The organism is Leifsonia sp. C5G2, from assembly GCF_013359685.1.
GTDB lineage: Bacteria > Actinomycetota > Actinomycetes > Actinomycetales > Microbacteriaceae > Leifsonia.
Genome location: NZ_JABFMV010000001.1, coordinates 218,640 through 240,561, shown reverse-complemented (window position 1 = coordinate 240,561; position 21,922 = coordinate 218,640). Strand labels below are relative to the sequence as shown.

17 protein-coding genes are annotated in these 21,922 nt (G+C 70.3%); 12 read left to right on the top strand and 5 right to left on the bottom strand.

What is annotated here, in order from left to right; all coding sequences use genetic code 11:
- Nucleotides 1-69: 69 nt before the first annotated feature.
- The 4 genes from HNO83_RS01095 to HNO83_RS01080 are packed head-to-tail and all read right to left on the bottom strand — an operon-like array spanning nucleotide 70 to nucleotide 5,649.
- Nucleotides 70-2,394 carry a beta-xylosidase/alpha-l-arabinosidase gene (locus HNO83_RS01095; protein WP_175335651.1) on the bottom strand — a complete coding sequence of 775 codons (2,325 nt, stop codon included), beginning with the start codon at nucleotides 2,392-2,394 and terminating at the stop codon, nucleotides 70-72.
- A gap of 29 nt (nucleotides 2,395-2,423) precedes the next feature.
- Nucleotides 2,424-3,305: a carbohydrate ABC transporter permease gene (locus HNO83_RS01090; protein WP_175335650.1), complete on the bottom strand. Its 882-nt coding sequence runs from the start codon at nucleotides 3,303-3,305 to the stop codon at nucleotides 2,424-2,426.
- Entirely contained in the window at nucleotides 3,302-4,348 is a 1,047-nt protein-coding gene (locus HNO83_RS01085; protein WP_175335649.1) for a carbohydrate ABC transporter permease, read from the bottom strand. Before HNO83_RS01085 ends, HNO83_RS01090 begins: the two co-directional genes overlap by 4 nt.
- An 11-nt stretch (nucleotides 4,349-4,359) precedes the next feature.
- Nucleotides 4,360-5,649, bottom strand: coding sequence for an ABC transporter substrate-binding protein (locus tag HNO83_RS01080; RefSeq protein ID WP_175335648.1), 1,290 nt, complete (start codon nucleotides 5,647-5,649; stop codon nucleotides 4,360-4,362).
- Nucleotides 5,650-5,760: 111 nt separating this feature from the next.
- Between HNO83_RS01080 and HNO83_RS01075 the strand changes: the two genes are divergently transcribed.
- The gene (locus tag HNO83_RS01075; protein ID WP_175335647.1) at nucleotides 5,761-6,759 is read left to right on the top strand and encodes a LacI family DNA-binding transcriptional regulator; all 999 of its coding nucleotides are present in this window, start codon (nucleotides 5,761-5,763) and stop codon (nucleotides 6,757-6,759) included.
- 165 nt (nucleotides 6,760-6,924) lie between these two features.
- Here the strand turns inward: HNO83_RS01075 and HNO83_RS01070 are convergent, their stop codons facing one another.
- Nucleotides 6,925-7,902: an acetylxylan esterase gene (locus HNO83_RS01070; RefSeq protein ID WP_175335646.1), complete on the bottom strand. Its 978-nt coding sequence runs from the start codon at nucleotides 7,900-7,902 to the stop codon at nucleotides 6,925-6,927.
- Between the two features lie 67 nt (nucleotides 7,903-7,969).
- On the opposite strand from HNO83_RS01070, the gene HNO83_RS01065 reads away from it, so the two are divergent.
- The 11 genes from HNO83_RS01065 to HNO83_RS01015 all read left to right on the top strand — a co-directional run bounded on the left by HNO83_RS01065 (nucleotide 7,970) and on the right by HNO83_RS01015 (nucleotide 21,899).
- Nucleotides 7,970-8,974: a LacI family DNA-binding transcriptional regulator gene (locus tag HNO83_RS01065; RefSeq protein WP_175335645.1), complete on the top strand. Its 1,005-nt coding sequence runs from the start codon at nucleotides 7,970-7,972 to the stop codon at nucleotides 8,972-8,974.
- A gap of 90 nt (nucleotides 8,975-9,064) precedes the next feature.
- On the top strand, nucleotides 9,065-10,252 hold the full coding sequence (locus HNO83_RS01060) for a Gfo/Idh/MocA family protein (protein WP_175335644.1): 1,188 nt from the start codon (nucleotides 9,065-9,067) through the stop codon (nucleotides 10,250-10,252).
- A gap of 109 nt (nucleotides 10,253-10,361) precedes the next feature.
- Nucleotides 10,362-11,054, top strand: coding sequence for a ThuA domain-containing protein (locus HNO83_RS01055; RefSeq protein ID WP_175335643.1), 693 nt, complete (start codon nucleotides 10,362-10,364; stop codon nucleotides 11,052-11,054).
- Nucleotides 11,039-12,136, top strand: a complete 1,098-nt coding sequence (locus HNO83_RS01050) for a Gfo/Idh/MocA family protein (protein ID WP_175335642.1) — start codon at nucleotides 11,039-11,041, stop codon at nucleotides 12,134-12,136. The genes HNO83_RS01055 and HNO83_RS01050 overlap by 16 nt, the downstream gene beginning before the upstream one ends.
- Before the next feature lie 34 nt (nucleotides 12,137-12,170).
- A complete protein-coding gene (locus tag HNO83_RS01045) occupies nucleotides 12,171-13,373 on the top strand; it encodes an ROK family transcriptional regulator (protein WP_175335641.1) in 1,203 nt (400 codons plus the stop codon).
- A gap of 198 nt (nucleotides 13,374-13,571) precedes the next feature.
- On the top strand, nucleotides 13,572-14,882 hold the full coding sequence (locus HNO83_RS01040; RefSeq protein ID WP_175335640.1) for an ABC transporter substrate-binding protein: 1,311 nt from the start codon (nucleotides 13,572-13,574) through the stop codon (nucleotides 14,880-14,882).
- A gap of 117 nt (nucleotides 14,883-14,999) precedes the next feature.
- Nucleotides 15,000-15,968 (top strand): carbohydrate ABC transporter permease, encoded by a 969-nt coding sequence (locus HNO83_RS01035; protein ID WP_175335639.1) that lies wholly within the window; start codon nucleotides 15,000-15,002, stop codon nucleotides 15,966-15,968.
- Nucleotides 15,968-16,864: a carbohydrate ABC transporter permease gene (locus HNO83_RS01030; RefSeq protein ID WP_175335638.1), complete on the top strand. Its 897-nt coding sequence runs from the start codon at nucleotides 15,968-15,970 to the stop codon at nucleotides 16,862-16,864. Before HNO83_RS01035 ends, HNO83_RS01030 begins: the two co-directional genes overlap by 1 nt.
- Nucleotides 16,865-16,883: 19 nt before the next feature.
- Nucleotides 16,884-19,130: an alpha-xylosidase gene (yicI, locus tag HNO83_RS01025; protein ID WP_175335637.1), complete on the top strand. Its 2,247-nt coding sequence runs from the start codon at nucleotides 16,884-16,886 to the stop codon at nucleotides 19,128-19,130.
- 98 nt (nucleotides 19,131-19,228) lie between these two features.
- On the top strand, nucleotides 19,229-20,407 hold the full coding sequence (locus HNO83_RS01020; RefSeq protein WP_175335636.1) for an ROK family transcriptional regulator: 1,179 nt from the start codon (nucleotides 19,229-19,231) through the stop codon (nucleotides 20,405-20,407).
- A gap of 262 nt (nucleotides 20,408-20,669) precedes the next feature.
- Nucleotides 20,670-21,899, top strand: a complete 1,230-nt coding sequence (locus HNO83_RS01015; protein WP_175335635.1) for a multidrug effflux MFS transporter — start codon at nucleotides 20,670-20,672, stop codon at nucleotides 21,897-21,899.
- Nucleotides 21,900-21,922 lie beyond the last annotated feature (23 nt).

Genomic DNA, 21,922 nt, shown 5'->3' with positions numbered 1-21,922 from the left:
TCAGCTTCGTCGGTGATTTGTTGTTCCAATAAACTTATACAGGATGTGCGCCCGCGGCGCGACCCCGTCTCAGAGCGCGTCGGTGAAGACGGCACTCACGGTAGCCGCTTCGGCCGTCGACGTCACCAGCCGCGCGTCGGCCGGGGTGATCGCGTGCACGGCGCCGGTGATCGTCAGCTCTGCCGCCGTCTCGCGCTCGGCGCACGACGGTCCGACCCACACCTCCACCGCGCCCGGCTCGACGATCCGGCGCATCGCGCGGTCCGAGAAGGCGAGCCGCGAGGTCGGCACGGAGAACCGCACCACGGTCTCCTCGCCGGGCTGCAGCGCCACCCGGTGGTAGCCGAGCAGCTGCGCGACCGGGCGGGTCACGCTGGCGTGCACATCCCGCGCATACAGCTGGACGAGGTCGGTGCCCGCGCGCTCGCCGGTGTTCCGGATGCGCACGGTCGCGGTGAACGCGTCGCCCGCCTCCACCTCACGGTCGACGCTGAGCCCGGAGCGCTCGAACGACGTGTACGACAGACCGTGACCGAACGGCAGCACCGGGGTGCTGTCGGCGCTGGTGATCTCGTTCGGGCCGCCGAGGATCGGGTGCAGGTACGAGTACGGCTGAGCCCCGGCGGAGCGGGGCAGCGACACCGGCAGGTGCCCGGAGGGGGAGACCCGGCCGGACAGCACGGCCGCGATAGCACGGCCGCCCTCCTCGCCGGGGAAGAACGCCTGCAGCACGGCGGCCGGTGCGGTGACGCCCTCGACGGCCCAGGAGATCGCGTACGGCCGGCCGGAGAGCACGACGAGCACGACCGGCGTTCCCGTCGCGACGACCCGCTCCACGAGCTCGCGCTGGATGCCCGGGAGCTCCAGGCTCTCAACGTCGTTGCCCTCGCCGACCGTGCCGCGGCCGAACAGTCCGGCCCGGTCGCCGACGACGACCACGGCGACGTCCGCGGCGCTCGCCGCGTTCACCGCCGCCGGGATCCCGGAGCGGTCGTCGCCCTCGACGGCGCAGCCGCGCTCGTGCGCGACGGACGCGTCCGGAAACTCGCCGCGGACCGCGTCCAGCACCGACGGCAGCTCGAAGCCGAGCGGCACCTCGGGGTGGTGGGCGAGCACATGGTTGGCGAACGAGTAGCAGCCCATGAGCGCCTCCGGCGCATCCGCGTTCGGCCCGAGGACCGCGATGCGCGCGGGGGAGCCGGCGAGCGGCAGCGTGCCGTCGTTGGTCAGCAGCACGAGCGACTCCTCGGCCAGCCGCAGCGCGACGTCGCGGTGGGCCGGGGTGTCGAGGTCGATCTCCGTCGGCGGCTCGTCGAAGGTGGCGTCGAGCAGGCCCAGCTCCTCCTTCTGCGCCAGCACCCGGAGCACGGACCGGTCGATCAGGCCGACGTCGACCCCTCCGGAACGGACCAGGTCGGCCAGCGGGCCGAGGAAGGCGTCGCCGGTCGGCAGCTCGACGTCGATCCCCGCGGCGAGAGCCAGCGCCGCCGCCTCGCCGAGGTCGGCCGCCACCGCGTGCATGGTGTGCAGGAACGCGACGGAGAAGTAGTCGGAGACAACCGTCCCGTCGAAGCCCCACTCGTCGCGCAGGATGCCGGTCAGGTAGGCGGGTGTTCCCGCGACCGGCTCGCCGTCGATCTCGGCGTACGAGTTCATGACCGACCGCACGCCGCCGTCCCGCACCGCCATCTCGAACGGGGGGAGGAGGGTGTCGCGCACCTCGCGCGGGCCGGCGTGGACGGGAGCGTGGTTGCGCCCCGCCTGCGACGCGGAGTAGCCGACGAAGTGCTTCAGGGTGGCGTGCACGCCCGCGCCCTGCAGGCCGCGCACGTAGGCCGTCCCGAGGGTGCCGACGACGTACGGGTCCTCGGCGATGCACTCGTCGACGCGGCCCCAGCGCGGGTCGCGGATGACATCCAGAACCGGAGCGAGGCCCTGGTGGATGCCCAGCTGGCGCATCGAGGCGCCGATCAGCCCGGCCATCTCCTCCACCAGCTCGGGGTCGAACGACGCGCCCCACGCCAGCGGGGTCGGGAAGGTCGCCGCCTTCCACGCGGCGAGTCCCGTGAGGCACTCCTCGTGCACGAGCGCGGGGATGCCCAGCCGGGTCTCCTCCTTCAGCCGCCGCTGCTCCGACCACAGCCACGCGGCGCGTTCCGCCGGCTCGACCGGACGCGTGCCGTACACGCGGGTGAGCTGACCGAGGCCGTTGGCGGTGACCTCCTCGTATGCCCCCGGGTTGCCCATCTCGCCGGCCATCGGGGCGACGAGCTCGTCGCCCTTGTCGACCCAGAAGCCGACCAGCTGGGCGAGTTTCTCATCCAGGGTCATGTCGGCGAGCAGGGCTCGGACGCGCTCGGAGGGCGCAGTCGGCCCCGTGGAGGTTTCGGTCATTCTCGATCTCACTTCTGATGGAGAGGGCGTCAGCCCTTGACGGCGCCGGTCAGGCCGCCGACGATGCGGCGCTCGAACAGGCTGAAGAACACCAGCGCCGGGATCATGGACAGCGACGTGAAGGCGAGCACCTTCGCCGTGTCCTGGGAGTACTGCGACGAGAACGCCTGGACGCCGAGCGGGAGGGTGAATGTCGCGTCGTTGTTGAGGAGGAAGAGCGGCAGCAGGTAGCTGTTCCAGCTGGCGATGAAGGCGAGGATGCCGACGGTGATGACGCCGGGCAGCGACAGCCGGAGCACCATCCGCCAGAAGAAGCCGAGCCGGCTGCAGCCGTCGATGAACGCGGCCTCCTCGATCTCGTCCGGGATGGCCCGCAGGAACGGCACCAGGATGATGATCGTCGTCGGCAGCGCGAACGCGATCTGCGGCAGGATGACGCCGCCGAGCGAGTTCATCAGGCCGAGGTTGCGCACCACGATGTAGAGCGGCGTGATCGCGACCGTGATGGGGAACATCAGGCCCGCCGCGAACAGTGCGTAGAGCACTCCGCGGCCGCGGAAGCGGTACCGCGCCAGCACGTAGCTCGCCATCAGGCCGAGCGCGATGACGCCGAGCGTGGTGACCACCGCCACGATCGTGGAGTTGAGCACCTCCTGCCAGAAGGTGCTGCCGCTGAGGACGTCCAGGTAGTTGGCGACGTTCCAGGGGTTCGGGAAGCCCGCCGGGTCGACCGTGATCTGCGAGTTGGTGCGGAAGCCGCCGATCACGATGTACGCGATCGGGGCGAGCATCAGCGCGATGACGACGAGCGCCACGAAGTAGATCGCCGGGGAACCCCACGGGAGGCCCTTCTCCTTCTTGCGGGTCTCGGTGGGGAGCGTCGGCTCGGGGGTCGCGGTGAGGGTCGTCATCGTCCCTTCCTTTCTGCGCGCTGCGCCTTCCGGCTGTCGCCGGTGAGGGCGCCCGCCGTGTCGCGCCGGAGCACGAACCGCTGGTAGACGAGGGCCACGACGAGCGAGATCAGGAAGATCACGACGGCGACGGCGTTGCCGTAGCCGAAGTTGCCGGCGTTGCGGCCGTTCGCGACCATGTAGGTCGCCATGGTGGAGGTGCCGGCCGTCGATGCGACGTACTGGCCCCAGATGATGTAGACGAGGTCGAACAGCTGCAGTGCGCCGATGATCGACAGGAACGCCCAGATGCGGAGGGTCGGACCCAGCAGCGGGAGCGTGATGCGACGCTGGATCTGCCAGTACGAGGCCCCGTCCAGAGCCGCCGCCTCGTACAGCTCCTCCGGGATGCCCTGGAGGCCTGCGAGGAAGAGGATGACGGCGAAACCGACGTACTTCCAGGTCAGGATGCCCATCAGCGTCCAGATGGCGAGGCTCGGGTCGGACAGCCAGTCGTGCACGAGGAAGTCGAGCCCGAGGTTCTTGAGCATGCCGTTCAGCGCGCCGTTCGTGGCGAGCATCAGGCTCCAGCCCGTCCCGACCACGACTTCGGCGATCACGTACGGCACGAAGATCAGGACGCGGATGAGGGACTGGCCGCGCATCTTGCGGTTGAGCAGCAGCGCGAGCAGGATCGCGACCGGTCCCTGCAGCACGAGGGACATGACGACGATGAACGCGTTGTGCGCCAGCGCCTGCTGGAACGCGGAGTCGGTCAGGATGGTGATGTAGTTCTGCAGGCCGACGAAGTCGGTCGGCGTGCCGTAGCCCGCCCAGCGGAAGAAGCCGTAGTAGGCCGCCATCACGACCGGGGCGATCACGAAGCCCAGGAAGACGACGACTGCGGGCCCGGCGAGCAGGAGGATCTCGAGCCGGCCGGACCAGCGGCCCTTGCGGGGGCGGCGCTGCCGCGACGGGGGCGACACGATCGCGTCGCCCCCGCCGTGCTGCGCGAGACCCGCGGCCGGCGCGAGGCCGGTGGTGTTCTCGCGGATGTTCGTCACGTCGGACTACCTCAGCCCTTCTTCGCGGCGTCGTTGGCCGCCTGGATGAGCTGCTTCGGGTCGCTCTTGCCCGCCAGCATGTCGACGACCGCGACGTTCAGCGCGTTGCCGACGTTCTGGCCGAGCACGGTGTCGAGCCACTGCGAGACGAACGGGGCCGCGTTGTACGCCTTGAGCACATCCTTCAGGTAGGGCTCGGTGACGACCTTCTGGGCCTCGGAGTTCACCGGCGGGGCGTTGAAGGCCTTGTAGTAGGCCTCCTGCTGGTCCGTGGTGGCCACGAAGTTGAGGAAGTCGGCGCACTCCTTGGGAGCCTTGACCGAGCACGAGTAGCCGTCGACGCCGCCCATGATCGAGCCGGGCTCGCCCTTGCCGCCCGGAACCTCCGGGAACGGGTAGAAGCCGAGGTCGGGCAGGGGCTTCTGGTCGGGGGTCAGGGACGCGATCACGCCCGGGTCCCACGCGCCCATGAGCTCCATGGCGGCCTTGTGGTTGGCGACGAGGCCGGCCGAGCTGCCCGCGCCCTGCTGGGCGGAGGTGGTCAGGAAGCCGTCGTTGAAGGGCTTGGTGTCGGCGAACTTCTGCAGGTCCTCCGCGGCCTTCAGCCAGCAGCCGTCCGAGAACGACTTCGAGTCGGCCGTCTTCTCCATGGTGGAGCCGGCGCACTCGCGCAGCGCGAACCAGTAGAACCAGTGCGCGGCGGGCCAGGCGTCCTTGGCGCCGAGGGCGATCGGCGCGACGCCGGTGGCCTTCAGCTTGGTGACGTCGCCGTTGAGGTCGTCGATCGTCTTCGGAGCGTCGGTGATGCCGGCGGCCTTGAACAGGTCCTGGCTGTAGAACAGACCGCCCGGGAGCACGGCGATCGGCATGGCCCAGATCTTGTCCTGGTAGGTCTCCGCCTTGAAGGAGCCCTCGGAGATGTTCTTCTTGGTCTCGGACGACACCTTGCCGGTGATGTCCATGAGCTGGCCCGCGTTGACCATCGCCGCCATCTTGCCGCCGCCTCGCTGCAGGAAGATGTCGGGAGCGTCGCCGGAGTTCAGCGCGGTCTGGAGCTTTCCGTCGAGGTCCTCGTTCTGGATGGACTGGACCTTGATGGTGACGTTGGGGTTCGCCTTCTCGAATGCGGCGACGGCGTTCTTCCAGAACTCCTGGCCGGGGCCGGTGGTGGAGTTCTGCCAGAGGGTCATGCTGACCTTGCCGTTGCTGCTGGAGCTGTCGGAGCCGCCGCTACACCCGCTGAGGGCGAGCGCGCCGGCCATCACGACGGCGGCCCCGGTGAGGAGCTTGGTGCCTTTCATGTGATTCCAACCTGTTCTCTTCGTTGAGGTGGGGACGCTCGGAAGTGTCGCAAGCGCCCGGAGCGGTGTCAAACGTTTTCGAAAACCTTTTCTACTGTATGCTCGACCGCCATGGGACGGCGTCCGACGATCAATGACGTGGCCGAGGCGGCCGGCGTCTCGGTCGCCACCGTGTCCAAGGCGGTGAACGGCCGCTACGGCGTCGCGGTGGAGACCGTGGAGCGCGTGCTGCAGGTCGTCCAGGAGCTCGGGTACGAGTCCAGCCTCGTCGCATCGAGCATGCGCTCGCGGCGCACGGGCGTGATCGGGGTGCTCGTCGCCGACTTCGAGCCGTTCTCCGCCGAGATCCTGAAGGGCGTCGGCGCGGCCCTGCACGACTCGCGCTACGACCTGCTCGCCTACAGCGGCTCCCGCCAGCCGTCGAGCGAGGGATGGGAGCGGCGCTCGCTCAGCCGGCTCAGTGGGACGCTCATCGACGGCGTCATCATGGTGACCCCGACGGTCGTGAACGCGAACGCCGAGGTGCCCATCGTCGCGATCGACCCGCACACCGGCCGAGCCGACGTGCCGACGGTCGAGTCGGACAGCTTCGGCGGCGCGCGCAACGCCACCGCGGCGCTCATCGCGCTGGGCCACCGCCGGATCGCCTTCGTCGCCGGCCGCCCCGACCTGCGCTCGTCCAACCTGCGCGACGCCGGCTACCGGCGGGCGCTCGGCGAGGCTGGCATCCCGTTCGATCCGTCGCTGGTCGCGGTCGGCCGCTTCGAGCACGACACCGTGCGCGGGGTCGCGCTGCCGCTGCTGAGCCGCGCGGACCGGCCGACCGCGGTGTTCGCCGCCAACGACATCTCGGCGATCGCGGTGATCGAGGTCGCGGCGGAGCTCGGCCTCGACGTGCCCCGCGACCTCAGCGTGATCGGCTTCGACGACATCCCGGAGGCGTCGCAGTTCAGCCCGCCGCTGACCACCGTGCGGCAGCCGATGCAGGGACTCGGAGCGGCGGCCGCCGACCTGCTGATCTCGCTGATGAACGGCGAGACGCCCGAGCGCATCCACCTGCGCCTGCCGACCCGCCTCGTACGCCGCGCCACCACCGCCCCGCCCGCCTGACCCGCACCATTCGTCACGAACGCCCGCGATTCGTCACGAGTGCACGCGATTCGTCACGAACGGCTGCGATCCGATTCGTGACGAGTGCACGCGATTCGTGACGAATGGGCGCGATTCGTCACGAACGGAGGCGGTTCGTGACGAGTGGCGGGGCCGGGGCGGGGGTCAGCGGGCGAAGCGCGCGGCGAGCCAGGCGGCCTGCGTACGGAAGTGCAGGGCGCCGCCGCCCTCGTGGTCGTTGAACGGGTAGACCTCGATGGTGCGGTCCTCCGCGGCGAGGTGGTTGTAGGCCGCGAAGGTCGTCGACGGCGGCACCACGGTGTCCATCAGCGCCACCGAGAACAGCGAGGGCGCGTGGATGCGGCGGGAGAAGTTCACCCCGTCGAAGTACGACACGGTCCGGAACACGTCGGCGACCTCGTCGCGGTGCACCGACAGGTACGTGGCGAGCTCCTGGTAGGGGCCCCCCACGGCGACCTCCACGCCGCGGCGGAAGGCGCACAGGAACGCGACGTCCGGCAGGACCGCCGACACGGCGTCGCCCGACAGCGCGGCGGCCGCCAGGGCGATGCCGCCGCCCTGGCTGCCGCCGGCCACGGCCACGCGGGAGGCGTCCACGAACGGCAGCGCGCGGGTCGCGTCGACGGCGCGCACGGCGTCCGTGAACACGCGGCGGTAGTAGTAGGTCTCCGGCGAGTGGATGCCGCGGGTCATCACGCCCGGCGTCGCCGGCCCCGAGCCGTGCGGGTCGGCGGTGTCTCCGCCGGAGCCCCAGCCGCTGCCCTGCCCGCGCGTGTCGACGAAGACGTGCACGTAGCCGGCGAGCGCCCACGACACGTTCTCGCCCGCGAGCCCGCGGCCGCCGCCGTAGCCCTGGTACTGCACGACGGCGGGCAGCGGCCCGTCGGCGTTCAGCGGACGCGACACCCATGCCCGGATCGGCTCGCCGCCGAACCCGGGGAACACGAGGTCGTCGATCCGCAGCTGCGTGACCGGGGTGTCCGCCGGGGTCAGTTCCGGCACGCCGCCGGCCTCCCGGGCCGACGCGATGGTCCGCTCCCAGAAGGCGTCGAAGTCGGCGGGTTCCTGAACGTCCGGGCGGAACGCCAGCAGTTCGTCGTGGGTGAGGTCGCTGAGCGGCATCGGTCTCGCTTTCGGAGGGGGTTTCGTTCGTGGGGGAGCGTGGGCGTCATTGTGGCACAGTGGCTGCATGCCCGCTCCCACCCGTCCGACGCTGGAGGCGATCGCGCGCGAGGCCTCCGTCTCGCTGTCCACGGTGTCCAAGGTGCTGAACGGCCGGCCGGGGGTGTCGGCCGTGACCCGGCGGCGCGTGGAGGAGCTGCTGCACGACTCCGGCTACGCCCGGCGGGGTGTGGATGCCGAGCGCGGCGAGACCGTCGAGCTCGTGATCGAGAACCTGGCGAGCGAGTGGTCCGTCGCCGTGATCCGCGGGGTGGAGCGGGTGAGCCGCGAGAACGGACTCGCCCTGACGCTCTCGACGATCGGCGACTACCACGCCGTCGGGGACGAGCTGATCACCGGCGTCCTGCGCAGGAAGCCCGTGGCGATCGTGCTGCAGTTCTCGAACCTGACCGCGGACCACCGCCGCCAGCTGCGCACGCGGAACATCCCGTTCGTGGTCGTGGACCCGGCGGGCGATCCGCCGCCGGACGTCCCGGCCATCGGCGCGACCAACTGGGCGGGCGGCGTCGCCGCGACCCGGCACCTGCTCGCGCTGGGCCACACCCGGATCGCGGCGATCGGCGGCCCGGCCGACATGCTCTGCTCCCGTGCGCGCCTCGCCGGGTACGAGTCGGCGCTGAACGAGGCGGGCGTCCGCATCCCGGGCCGAGCCCGTGCCGCCGGGTTCTCGCGGGCCGACGGCGAACGGGAGGGACGGAGGCTGCTGGCCGGCCCCGACCGCCCCACGGCGATCGTGTGCGGCAACGACATGCAGGCGCTCGGCGTCTGCGACGCCGCGTTCGCGCTCGGGCTGGACGTTCCGCGCGACGTGTCCGTCGTCGGGTTCGACGACGCGCCGTCAGCGTCATGGGCGCGGCCGCCGCTGACCACGGTGCGGCAGCCGCTGCAGGAGATGGCGGAGGAGGCGACCCGACTGGCGTTGCGCCTTCGTGCGGGGGAGGTCGAGAACCCCCGGCTGGAGCTGGCGACCACGCTGATCGAGCGCGGCTCGACCGCAGCGCCGCCCGCCTGACGAAAGTTTTCCAACCTCCCCCCGAAACTTGCCCGCCCTCCGCGACGCGAACTAGCGTCGCCACGGGATCGACGGAGACGGAGGGCGAGGATGACCGACGACAAGCCGCGGCTGCGGGTCGCGACGATCGGCTACGGGTTCATGGGCGCTGCCCACTCGCAGGGCTGGCGCACCGCGCCCCGCTTCTTCGACCTGCCGTACGAGCCGGAACTCGCGGTCATCGTCGGGCGCGACGCCGCCCGGGTCGAGGAGGCCCGCGTCCGCTTCGGCTGGCAGCGGGCCGAGACCGACTGGCGCACCGTCGTCGGCGATCCGGACATCGACGTGATCGACATCTGCACGCCCGGCGACAGCCACGCCGAGATCGCGATCGCCGCACTGGAGGCCGGGAAGCACGTGCTCTGCGAGAAGCCGCTCGCCAACACGGTCGAGGAGGCCGAGGCGATGACCGTCGTCGCCGAGCGCGCCGCGGAGCGCGGCATCCGCTCGATGGTCGGGTTCAGCTACCGTCGCGTCCCCGCGATCGGGCTGGCGCGGACCCTGGTGCGGGATGGGCGGCTCGGCGAGATCCGCCAGGTGCGCGCCCTCTACCTCCAGGACTGGCTGCGCGACGAGGACGGCCCGATGACCTGGCGGCTCGACAAGTCGCTCGCCGGGTCCGGCTCCCTCGGCGACATCGGCGCGCACGCCGTCGACCTGGTCGAGCACCTGACCGGCTCGCGCCTGACCGGCGTCTCGGGCACACTCGCCACCTTCGTCGAGGAGCGCCCGCTGCTCGCCGAGGGCGTCGGGCTCTCGGGAACCGCCTCCGCCGAGCGCGGTCGGGTCACCGTCGACGACGCCGCCTGGTTCACCGCGCGACTCGCCGGCGGCGCGGCGGACGGCGCGATCGGCGGCTTCGAGGCCACCCGCTATGCGACGGGACGCAAGAACGCGCTCCGCATCGAGCTGAGCGGCTCGCGCGGCGCCATCGCGTTCGACCTGGAGCGGATGAACGAGCTCGAGTTCTACGACGCGACCGCCCCCGCGGGCGAGCAGGGCTTCACGCGCATCATCGCCACCGAGCCGGAGCACCCGTACATGGCCAACTGGTGGCCCACCGGCCACGCCATCGGCTACGAGCACGCGTTCAGCCACGAAGTGGTCGACTTCGTCACCGCGATCGCCGCGGACGCCGATCCCGAGCCGTCCTTCGCCGACGGCCTCCACATCCAGCGCGTCCTGGACGCCGTCGAGCGCAGCGCCGACGCCTCGTCCGCCTGGACCCCGATCCCGTAACCCCCCACCCCCAAGCCATCAGCTCCTGAGTTCTTCGAGCGACACGCCGTCGCGGACGCGAACAACTCAGGAGGCGATGGCGTCGAACGTGAGCAACCGGAAGGAAAGCATGAGCAGGCAGGCAGTGATGGTGCGCGGGGGATGGGACGGGCACATGCCCGTGGAGACGACGGACCTGTTCCGCCCCTTCCTGCGCGACAACGGATTCGACGTGCGCGTCGAGGAGGGGACCGCCGTCTACGCCGACGAGGACTACATGGCGACGGTCGACCTCATCGTGCAGGTGAACACCATGAACACGATCGAGGACGCCGAGTTCCGCGGCCTCCAGAAGGCCGTCCTGAACGGCACCGGCATGGCCGGCTGGCACGGCGGCATCGCCGACTCGTACCGCAACAACGCCGACTACCTGCACATGATCGGCGGCCAGTTCGCCCACCACGCGGGCAAGGACCCGGCCGAGCGCGTCGGCGAGCAGTCCGACAACTACATCCCGTACACCGTGCACATCACCGAGTACGGCAAGACGCATCCCATCACCTCAGGGCTCGACGACTTCGACCTGGTCACCGAGCAGTACTGGGTGCTGAGCGACGAGTACAACGACGTGCTCGCCACGACCACCCAGGAGGTGCGACCGTGGGACGCGTGGAACCGTCCGGTCACCGCCCCGGCGATCTGGACCCGCCAGTGGGGGAAGGGCCGCATCTTCGTCTCGGCTCCCGGCCACCGGCTGGAGATCGTCGAGAGCCGGCCTGTGCGCACCATCATCGAGAGGGGGATGCTGTGGGCCGCCCGCTGAACATCGGAGTCGTCGGGGTCGGCGTCATCAGCCGCCAGTACTTCGAGCACTTCCCGCAGCTGCCGAACCTGCGGCTGACGGCCGTCGCCGACCTGGACCTCGACCGCGCGTCCGCGGTGGCCGCCGAGCAGGGCGTCGTCGCCCTCTCCGTCGACGACCTCCTCACCGACGAGCGGGTGGACGCGGTGCTCAACCTGACCATCCCGCAGGCCCACGCCGAGGTCGCCCTGCGCGCGCTCGCCGCGGGCAAGCACGTCTACGGCGAGAAGCCGCTGGCCCTCTCGACGGCGGAGGCGGCGCCCGTGCTGCAGCACGCCGCCGAGCGCGGACTGCGGGTGGGCTGCGCGCCCGACACCGTGCTCGGGACGGGCGTGCAGACCGCCCGCGCCCTGCTGGACGACGGGCGGATCGGCGACCCGGTGGCCGCCGCGGTCGCCTGGAGCGCGCCGGGACACGAGCTGTGGCATCCCGCCCCCGCGTTCTACTACCAGCCGGGCGGAGGTCCGCTGTTCGACATGGGCCCGTACTACCTGACCAGCCTGGTGCAGTTCTTCGGCCCGGTCGTCCGCGTCTCCGGCGCGACCGGCCGGTCGACTCGGGAGCGCCGGGTCGCGACGGGCCCGCTCGCCGGCTCCACCATCCCGGTGGACGTGGACACGCACGTCACCGCGATCCTGGAGCACGCCTCCGGCGTCATCTCGACCGTGACCGTGTCGTTCGAGGTCTGGGCGACGCAGACGCCGAAGTTCGAGGTGTACGGGACGTCGGGCACGATCGCCGTTCCCGACCCGAACATGTTCTCGGACACCGTGCACCTGGCGACGGCCGACGACCGGGAGTTCCGCGAGGTCGCCCCGCTGGCGGGTTACGCGGACGCCGGCCGCGGCTACGGCCTGGCCGATCTGGCGCGCGCGATCGAGACGGACCGGCCGCACCGGGCCTCGGGCGAGGTGGCCTTCCACGTGCTCGAGATCATGGAGTCCGTGATCCGTGCGGGGTCGACGCACGCGGTGGTCGAGTTGACGTCGACGGTCGACCGACCGGCGCCGGTGCCCGCGGGGGCGCGGCCCGAGACGTGGTGACGCCCGCCCTGTCGGCGCACGTTATGGTCATTCCATGACCGCTTCCGACCTGAGCACGGTGCGCCCGGCGTCGGGCGGAGCCACGGATGCGCTGCGCCGCAGCAACCTGGCGACCGTGCTCGGGCTGGTGCACCGCGATGGTGCCCTGTCGCGCAGCGACCTGACCCGGCTGACCGGGCTGAACCGCTCGACGGTCGGCGACCTGGTCGCCGAGCTGGCCGGGCTTGGGCTCGTCGAGGTCGACGAAACGCCCGGCGGCGGGCGGGCCGGACGGCCGAGCCCCGTCGTCCGGGCGAGCGACGGGGTCGCGGCGATCGCGGTGAACCCCGAGGTGGATGCGGTCATCGTCGGACTCGTCGCGCTCGGTGGCCGCGTGCTGAAGCGGGTCCGCGTGGAGACGGCCTCGGCCCGCTCCGCGGCGGAGACCGTCACGCTGGCGTCGGCCGGGATCGCGGGCATGCTCGCGGGCGAGACCGGCATCCGCGTCGCCGGCATCGGCGTGGCCGTTCCCGGGCAGGTGCGCCTGTCGGACGGCATGGTGCGGGAGGCGACGCACTTCGGCTGGGTGGACGAGCCGCTCGCCGCGATGCTGTCGCAAGCGACCGGCCATCGCGCGTGGGCGGCGAACGCCGCCGTGCTGGGCCTGCGGGCCGAGAGCGCCTTCGGCGCGGGACGCGGGGTCGACGACTTGGTGTACATGATCGGCGGCGCCTCGGGCATCGGCGGCGGCGCGGTCGGCGGCGGCCGGCTGCTGACCGGCGCGGCGGGCTACGCGGGGGAGTTCGGCCACACCCTGGTGCGCACCGACGGCCGGCACTGCTCCTGCGGGTCGTACGGCTGTCTGGAGGCCGAGGTCACCCAGGCGGAGCTGCTGGCCTCCGTAGGTCTTGCCTCCCCCGACGCGTCGGCCCTCGCCGACCGGCTGGTGGCGACCGGCGACGCCGGTGCGCTCGCCGTGATCGAGCGGGACTACCGGATGCTGCAGATCGCGGCCAGGAACGCCGTGAATGTCTTCAACCCGTCGCTGCTGGTGCTCGGCGGATTCCTGGCCGCGCTGTACCGCGGCGCCCGGGCCCACGGAGCTGCGGACCTGCTCGCCGAGGTGGTGCACTCCTCGCGCGAGGGGGTCGTGGTGGCGGAGGCGGCGCTCGGCGCGGACCAGCTGCTCATCGGGGCGGCCGAGCTGGTCTTCTCCGAGCTGATCGCGGACCCGGCGCGCGCTCTCGCCGCCGCCTGACACCTCGCCTGCCGCGCTGGTGCGGCGATTGTTGTTGCCGAGAACTAACTTCCTTCCCTTTCAAACATGCGGTTCTGCATCGAAAAACGAACTTGCAATCGCCTCGGACGTCGCTTATGTTGTGTTCGTCAACAAAATGCATCGGAGTGGCTGCGAGGCCTGCAAACGCGCGTCCACTCCACTACAAGGAGGTAACAGATGCGCAAGAAGCACCTCGCGATCGGCGCCGTCCTGGCCGCCGGTGCGCTGATGCTGGCCGGCTGCTCCGGCTCGTCCGGATCGTCGGACGACAGCACCGACGGCAAGGGCAAGACCCTCACCCTGTGGCACTACGAGGGCGAAGACTCCGCCATGGGCAAGGCCTGGAACGAGGCCATCAAGGAGTTCGAGTCCGAGACCGGCGCCAAGGTCAAGTTCGAGGCGAAGGCCTTCGAGCAGATCCGCTCCACCGCCTCGCAGGTGCTCAACTCCAACCAGGCGCCCGACATCCTCGAGTACAACAAGGGCAACGCCACCGCCGGCCTCCTCGCCAGCCAGGGCCTGCTCACCAACCTCGACGACGCCGTGAAGAAGTACGGCTGGGACAAGAAGCTCGCGACGAGCCTCCAGACCACCGCCCGGTACGACGACAAGGGCATCATGGGCTCCGGCTCCTGGTACGGCGTCCCGAACTACGGCGAGTACGTCGAGGTCTACTACAACAAGGACATGTTCGCGAAGTACGGCGTCGAGGTCCCCAAGACCTTCGACGACCTGGTGAAGGCGATGCAGACCTTCAAGGACAACGGCGTCACCCCGCTCGCCGAGTCGGCCGCCGAGTACCCGCTCGGCCAGCTCTGGTACCAGCTCGCGCTCACCAAGGCCGACCGGAAGTTCGTCGACGACTACCAGCTCTACAAGGGCAAGGTGGACTGGCAGGGCAGCGAGCTCTCCTACGCCACCAAGACCGTCGACGACTGGGTGCAGAAGGGCTACATCTCCAAGGACGCGTCGGGCCTCAAGGCCGAGGATGCGGGCACCTCGTTCATCGCCGGCAAGTACCCGATCTTCTTCTCCGGCAGCTGGTGGTACGGCCGGTTCCAGACGGAGATCAAGGACTACCAGTGGGGCACGTTCCTCTTCCCCGGCGCGAAGCTGTCGCCCGGCTCGGCCGGCAACATGTGGGTCATCCCGGAGAACGCCAAGAACAAGGGACTCGCGGAGAAGTTCATCGACATCACGATGACGCCGAAGGTCCAGGCGCTGATCGGCAACAACGGCGGCGTCCCCGTGGCGGCGAAGACCAGCGACATCACCGACGAGAAGTCGAAGGAGCTGATCGCGAACTTCAACACCCTCACCGGTGAGGACGGCATCGCCTTCTACCCCGACTGGCCCACGCCGACCTTCTACGACCAGCTGAACGCCGGCCTGCAGGAGCTCATCAACGGCACGAAGGATCCCGCCGCCGTCAACAAGGAGCTCGGCTCCGAGTACCAGGACGGCGTCGACCAGATCAAGAACCAGTAACCCGCTCCCAAGCCATCCGCTCCTGAGTTTTTCGACCTCCGACCGGCGTGTCGGGGCGAAGAACTCCGGAGCGGATGGCGACGGGAGAACGTGACGCTGAGAACGTAAGGAGAACGCATGGTCGACGTGAGCGTGCGCGCGCCGGGACGGCGCAAGCAGCAGCGACCGGGCAGTGAGGCACTCGTGCCGGGAGGAGGGCACGGGCGGTTCTGGTGGTACCTGCTGCCGGGGTTCGTGCTGCTGACGGTCATCGTCCTGGTGCCGCTGGTGTGGAACATCTACCTCAGCTTCACCAGCTACCGCGGCATCCGCCCGCCGAAGTTCATCGGGCTGAACAACTGGGTCCGGCTGTTCGGCGACGACAAGTTCTGGACCTCGTTCGGCAACTCGATCGCCATGGTCGTCGCGATGGTGGTCATCCCGACCGTGGTCGGCCTCATCCTCGCGGCCATGCTGTTCGACCTGATCGGCAAGAAGTTCGGCGGCCGGATCGCCAGCTTCCTCCGCGCCACCTACTACCTGCCGCAGATCCTGCCGGTCGTCATCGCCGCGATCGTCATCGGCTGGATCCTGCGCCCCGACAACGGCGCGCTCAACACCATGCTCGAGACGGTCGGCCTCGGCCAGTTCGCGCACAACTGGCTGGGCAGCCCGGACACGGCGCTGCTGTCGATCATGGCGGTCATGGTCTGGGTGCAGATCGGTTACCCGGTCGTCATCTTCATGGCCGCGCTGCAGCGGGTCGACCCCGAACTGTACGAGGCGGCGGAGCTGGACGGGGCCAACTGGTTCCAGCGGTTCCGCTCGATCACCGTCTCCATCATCCGGCCGGAGATCTTCGTCGTCACCCTGACCTGCACGATCGCCGCGCTGAAGGTGTTCGGCCCGGTCTACACGCTGACCCGCGGCGGCCCCGGCAACTCGACCATGGTGCCGAGCGTCTACTCGTACAGCGAGTTCTTCCAGAGCCAGCAGGTGGGATACGGCGCCACGATCGCGACGGCGCTCACCGTCGTCATCGTCGCCGTGTCGATCCTCTTCATCGTCGCCCAGAACCGTGCAGAGCGCAGGGAGAACCAGATCTGATGTCGACCACCCTCGAACGCCCGCGCGCCGACGCGGGCCAGGAAGCACCCCGCCGGCTGAAGCGGCAGAAGCCGCGCAAGACCGCGACCGACTGGGTCATCCTGGTCGTCGCCATCGTCATCGGGGTCGCGATCGCCTTCCCGTTCCTGCTCATCCTGCTGAACTCGTTCAAGAGCCCGGCGGACTACAACTCGGGCGGCCCGCTCCAGCTGCCGACGTCGTTCTACACGGACGGCATCGTCAACTTCTGGAACCGGGTGGACTTCCCCGAGAAGCTGTGGAACTCGTTCTTCATCGCCGGAATGGTCGCGATCCTCTCGGTCGTGCTCTCGGTGCTCAACGCGTACGCCCTCGGCATCGGCCGGGTGAAGGCCCGGACGTGGATCATCGTCCTCTTCCTGCTCGCCAACATGCTCCCGCAGGAGGCGCTGCTCTACCCGCTCTACTTCATGTTCAAGCAGGTCGGGCTGTACGACAACGTGTGGGCTGTCATCATCATCTTCACGGTGATTCAGAGCGCCTTCGGCACGTACCTGCTGTCTAGCGTGTACGGCACCTTCCCGAAGGAGGTGCTGGAGGCCGCGTCGCTCGACGGCGCCGGCCGCTGGCGCATCCTGTGGCGGGTCGTCGTGCCGATCTCCCGGCCCACACTGAGCGTGCTGCTCATCTTCTTCTTCATCTGGACGTGGAACGAGTTCCTGATCCCGCTCACCTTCCTGGTGTCGAACGACAACCAGACGGTGCCCGTGGCGATCAGCGTGCTGCAGGGCGACCGGCTGATGGATGTGACGACCACGTCCGCGTCGGCGCTGCTGGGCCTCATCCCCACGCTCATCTTCTTCCTCATCTTCCAGCGCACCCTGACCCGCGGCATCACCGCCGGCGCGGTCAAGTAACCGAAAGCACCCCTCCCGCATGAAGTTCACCGATGGTTTCTGGATGCTGCGCGACGGCGTCACACCGGTCTACGCCCAGGAGGCGTACGACGTGACGGCCGGAGACGGCACCCTGACGATCACCGCGCCAGGCAAGGTCATCGAGCGCCGTGGCGACACCCTCAACCGCCCGACCCTGACGGTCACCTTGAGCTCGCCGCTTCCCGGCATCGTCGGGGTGCGCGTCGAGCACTGGCAGGGCGTCCGCCCGCAGCGCGGCTTCGACCTGCACGTCGAGGAGGGCCACGCGGAGGTTTCGGTCGAGGCCGCCGCGGGCGTGCTCACCACCGGCGGCCTGACCGCCACCGTGAAGCGCGGCGCCCCCTGGTCGCTGACCTTCTCGGCCGGGGACCGCGTCCTCACCTCGAGCGGTCACAAGTCGCTCGGCCACATGACCGTGGCGGGCGACGGAACGTACGTGCACGAGCAGCTGGCGCTGGGCGTCGGCGAGCTCGTCTACGGCCTGGGGGAGCGCTTCGGACCGCTGGTGAAGAACGGCCAGGTCGTCGACATCTGGAATGCGGACGGCGGCACCTCCAGCGAGCAGGCGTACAAGAACATCCCCTTCTACTTGACGAATCGCGGTTACGGCGTGCTCGTCAACCACCCGGGTCACGTCTCGTACGAGGTCGGGTCGGAGTCGGTCGAGCGCGTGCAGTTCTCCGTGCCGGGCGAGAGCCTGGAGTACTTCCTGATCTACGGCCCGACGCCGAAGGAGATCCTGGAGCGGTACACCGCCCTCACCGGACGCCCGGCGTCGGTGCCGGCCTGGTCGTACGGGCTGTGGCTGTCGACCAGCTTCACGACCGCGTACGACGAGGAGACGGTCACCTCGTTCATCGACGGCATGGCCGAGCGCGACCTGCCGCTGTCGGTTTTCCACTTCGACTGCTTCTGGATGCGCGAGTTCAACTGGTGCGACTTCGAGTGGGACCCGCGCACCTTCCCGGACCCGGAGGGGATGCTCGCGCGCCTGCACGACAAGGACCTCCGCGTCTGCGTGTGGCTCAACCCCTACATCGGGCAGCGCTCCCCGCTGTTCGCCGAGGCGGCGGCCGCCGGGTTCCTGGTCAAGCGCCCGAACGGCGACGTCTGGCAGTGGGACCTCTGGCAGGCCGGGATGGGCCTGGTCGACTTCACCAACCCGGACGCCACGCGCTGGTACCAGGACAAGCTGCGCGGGCTCGTCGCCCAAGGCGTCGACTGCTTCAAGACCGACTTCGGCGAGCGCATCCCGCTGGAGGTCGAGTACTTCGACGGATCGTCGCCGGAGCGCATGCACAACTACTACACGCAGCTCTACAACGAGGCCGTGTTCGAGGTGCTGCAGGAGGCGCGTGGCGAGGGCGAGGCGGTGCTGTTCGCCCGCTCGGCGACCACCGGCGGCCAGCAGCTCCCGGTGCACTGGGGCGGCGACAACACCTCCAGCTACGAGTCGATGGCCGAGACGCTGCGTGGCGGACTGTCGCTCGCGTTCAGCGGGTTCGGCTTCTGGAGCCACGACATCGGCGGCTTCGAGGGAACGCCCGACCCCGGCGTGTTCAAGCGCTGGACCGCGTTCGGCCTGCTCTCCAGCCACTCCCGGCTGCACGGCAGCGACTCGTACCGGGTGCCGTGGGCGTTCGACGAGGAGGCGGTGGAGGTCACTCGCCGCTTCACGAAGCTGAAGCTGCGGCTCATGCCGTACCTGTTCGCCGCGGGCCAGGAGGCGCACACCGCCGGCACCCCGGTGATGCGGCCGATGCAGCTGGAGTTCGCCGGCGACCCGGCGGTCGACCACCTCGACCGGCAGTACATGCTCGGCGCCGACCTCCTGGTCGCGCCGGTCTTCTCGCCCGACCAGGTGGAGTTCTACCTGCCGGAGGGCGTCTGGACCGAGTTCTTCTCCGGCCGCCGGGTCGAGGGCGGCCGCTGGCTGCGCGAGACGCACGGGTTCGACAGCCTTCCGCTGTACGTGCGCGAGGGTGCAGTGCTGCCGCTGGGTGCGCGCGACGACCGGCCCGACTACGACTACCGCGACGGCCTGACGCTGGCGGTCTACCCGGGACCGGACGGGGACCGGCAGGTGACCGTGACGACGCCCTCCGGCGAGGTCGCGGAGTACACGGTGAGCCGCCGGGGCGATGCGCTCACCGCGACGGGTCCGGCGGGGCATCCCTTCACACTGCGGGATGCGGCGACCGGCCGCACCGCGGAGGCGGAGTCGGGGACGGCGACCCTCGGCTGAGCCTGGGCCGGGCCTCTCGGCCTGGCCGCACGGTGGCGCGGGTGCTCGCCTGGCGCCCGCGCCACCGTGTCCTGTACGACGGTAGGGTTACGGGGAAAATGAAAGGCAGGGCGACGGGGACGAACCTCGACACGGTGCGACGGCACAACCTCTCCACCGTGCTCGGGATCGTGCACCGGGACGGTCCGCTGGCGCGCTCGGCGCTCACCCAGGCGACGGGGCTGAACCGCTCGACGGTCGGAGCCCTCGTCGGCGAGCTGGCCGAGCTGGGGCTGGTGCAGGAGCGGGAGCCGGAGCTGAGCAACCGCGTCGGGCGCCCGTCGCCGGTGGTCGCCGCCGACGGGCGGGTCGTCGCGATCGCCGTGAACCCGGAGATCGACGCCGTGACGGTGGGCGTCGTCGGGCTCGACGCCGTCGTGCACCGCCGGGTGCGGTATCCGATCGGGCACATCCCGACCGCGGCAGAGGCCGTCGCCGTGGCGGGTGCGGTGATCGACGGGCTGCGGCCATCCCTCGGGGCCGCGACCCGCGTGGCCGGGATCGGTGTCGCCGTCCCCGGTCTCGTTCGCGAGGAGGACGGGGTCGTGCGGCTGGCCCCGCACCTGCAGTGGCGCGAGGAGCCGTTCGCCGCCGAGCTCTCCGCCGCCACCGGCTATCCCGTGCTCGCCGCGAACGACGCCAGCCTCGGCGCCAACGCGGAACGCCTGTTCGGCGCCGGCCGCGGCGCGAGCGACCTGGTCTACCTCAACGGAGGCGCGTCGGGTATCGGCGCCGGCGTCATCGTCAGTGGGGCGCCGCTCACCGGCATCAGCGGGTACGCCGGCGAGCTCGGTCACACCCTCGTGAACTCGGCGGGCGTGCGCTGCCACTGCGGCGCGATCGGCTGCCTGGAGACCGAGGTCAGCCAGGGCGCGCTGCTGCGGGTGCTCGGGATGGACGCCGCCGACGCCGACGAGCTGGAGCGGGCGCTGTCCGCTGCCGTCGCAGCGGGCGATCCGGCAGTGGTCGCGGAGGTCGAACGGCAGACCGGTTTCCTCGCGACCGCGCTGCGCACTGCGACGAACGTCTTCGACCCGCAGCTGATCGTGCTCGGCGGGTTCCTCGGTGCGCTGCACGGCCTCGACCCGGAGCGGCTTCCGCGCCTGGTGGGGGAGCAGGCGCTCGCCGCGAGCGCCGAGCGGCTCTCGATCGTCCGCTCGGAGCTCGGGTCCGACATCCTGATGATCGGCGCCGCGGAGCTGGCCTTCCGCCCCCTGCTGGCCGACCCGGCGGGCTGACCGCGGCGACTGCGGGCGCCTGTCACGACCGCGGGTGCGCGAGCGGCCGCAGACGTGACGGGAGGGCTCATTCGGTTTTCGAATGCGCTCATGCGCACGTTCACATTTTCGTTGCCCTGGGTATAGCATTGGTCGTACCCGTCCGGTCGAATCGATTCGACCGGGGCGGTCCTCCAGCACCGCGGATCCCGCGGTGCTGTTCTCGTGCGTCCGACGGCGGGCGCGGCTCCTCCTCCCACCTCCGACCCGTCAAGGACGTCTCGTGACCACCGTCGTGCATCCCGGGGACTCGCTCTCCGGCCGCCAGCGCCTCGCCTACATCCTCATCCTGGGTGCGCTGACCGCACTGGGACCGTTCACCATCGACACCTACCTGCCGGCGCTGCCGACGCTGCAGGACGACTTCGGCGTCTCGACGGCGGCGATCCAGCTGACCCTGACCGCCACGACGATCGGCTTCGGAGTCGGGCAGCTGCTAGTCGGGCCGTGGTCCGACAAGATCGGCCGCCGCACTCCGCTCATGGTCGCGACGGGCGTGCACATCATCGCCTGCCTCGCCGCCGCGATCGCCCCGAACGTCGAGCTGCTCGGCGTCGCGCGCGCCCTGCAGGGCATCGGCGCTGCGGCGGGCGGTGTGGTCGCGATGGCGATGGTCCGCGACCTGTTCGGCGGACGCCCGCTGGTGCGGATGCTCAGCCGCCTCGCCCTGGTCAACGGGCTCGCGCCGGTGCTCGCGCCCGTCATCGGGTCGTGGCTGCTGCTCGTCATGCCGTGGCGCGGCATCTTCGTCGTGCTCGCGGTGTACGGCCTGTTCGTGGTGACCTGCGTCGCCCTGTGGATCGTGGAGACGCTTCCCAAGGCGCGTCGCCACGACGCCGGCCACTCCACCGTGGGGCAGCGCTACCGGGCCGTGCTCAGCGACCGCGTGTTCGTCGGCATCGCGATCGTGGGGGCCGCGAACTTCACCGGACTGTTCTCGTACCTGTCGTCGAGCTCGTTCATCTTCCAGGAGATCTACAAGTTCAACGCCCAGGAGTACGGCCTCCTGTTCGCCGTCAACTCGATCGGCATCATCATCGGCGTGCAGTCGGCGTCCCGGCTGACCAAGTACGTCGGCCCGCAGTGGATCCTCGCCTGCTCGACCGTCGTGATGTTCCTCGCGTCGGTGACGATCGTCGTGCTCGACCAGGCCCACGTCGGGCTGTGGGGCATCGCCATCCCGCTCTGGTTCTTCATCGCGGCGTGCGGCTTCGGCTTCCCGTGCGTCCAGGTGCTCGCGCTCAACGGCCACGGCCACGAGGCCGGGACGGCCGCGAGCCTGCTCGGCGCGCTCAACTTCGGCACCGCGGGGATCGTCTCGCCGATCGTCGGCATCCTCGGGGTCGGAAGCGCGGCGCCGATGGGCGCCGTCATGGCGATCTGCGCGCTCGTCTCGATCGCGTCGCTCTGGTTGGTGGTGCGTCCGCGGACGGTTCCCGAACTCGCGCACTGACGCACCGCTAGGCGACACATGCC

Bases quoted from the DNA above. Each gene is read 5' to 3' on its own strand.
- HNO83_RS01095 (WP_175335651.1), bottom strand. From the start codon at position 2,394: ATGACCGAAACCTCCACGGGGCCGACTGCGCCCTCCGAGCGCGTCCGA.
- HNO83_RS01090 (WP_175335650.1), bottom strand. From the start codon at position 3,305: ATGACGACCCTCACCGCGACCCCCGAGCCGACGCTCCCCACCGAGACC.
- HNO83_RS01080 (WP_175335648.1), bottom strand. From the start codon at position 5,649: ATGAAAGGCACCAAGCTCCTCACCGGGGCCGCCGTCGTGATGGCCGGC.
- HNO83_RS01075 (WP_175335647.1), top strand. From the start codon at position 5,761: ATGGGACGGCGTCCGACGATCAATGACGTGGCCGAGGCGGCCGGCGTC.
- HNO83_RS01070 (WP_175335646.1), bottom strand. From the start codon at position 7,902: ATGCCGCTCAGCGACCTCACCCACGACGAACTGCTGGCGTTCCGCCCG.
- HNO83_RS01065 (WP_175335645.1), top strand. From the start codon at position 7,970: ATGCCCGCTCCCACCCGTCCGACGCTGGAGGCGATCGCGCGCGAGGCC.
- HNO83_RS01060 (WP_175335644.1), top strand. From the start codon at position 9,065: ATGACCGACGACAAGCCGCGGCTGCGGGTCGCGACGATCGGCTACGGG.
- HNO83_RS01055 (WP_175335643.1), top strand. From the start codon at position 10,362: ATGAGCAGGCAGGCAGTGATGGTGCGCGGGGGATGGGACGGGCACATG.
- HNO83_RS01045 (WP_175335641.1), top strand. From the start codon at position 12,171: ATGACCGCTTCCGACCTGAGCACGGTGCGCCCGGCGTCGGGCGGAGCC.
- HNO83_RS01040 (WP_175335640.1), top strand. From the start codon at position 13,572: ATGCGCAAGAAGCACCTCGCGATCGGCGCCGTCCTGGCCGCCGGTGCG.
- HNO83_RS01035 (WP_175335639.1), top strand. From the start codon at position 15,000: ATGGTCGACGTGAGCGTGCGCGCGCCGGGACGGCGCAAGCAGCAGCGA.
- HNO83_RS01030 (WP_175335638.1), top strand. From the start codon at position 15,968: ATGTCGACCACCCTCGAACGCCCGCGCGCCGACGCGGGCCAGGAAGCA.
- yicI (WP_175335637.1), top strand. From the start codon at position 16,884: ATGAAGTTCACCGATGGTTTCTGGATGCTGCGCGACGGCGTCACACCG.
- HNO83_RS01020 (WP_175335636.1), top strand. From the start codon at position 19,229: ATGAAAGGCAGGGCGACGGGGACGAACCTCGACACGGTGCGACGGCAC.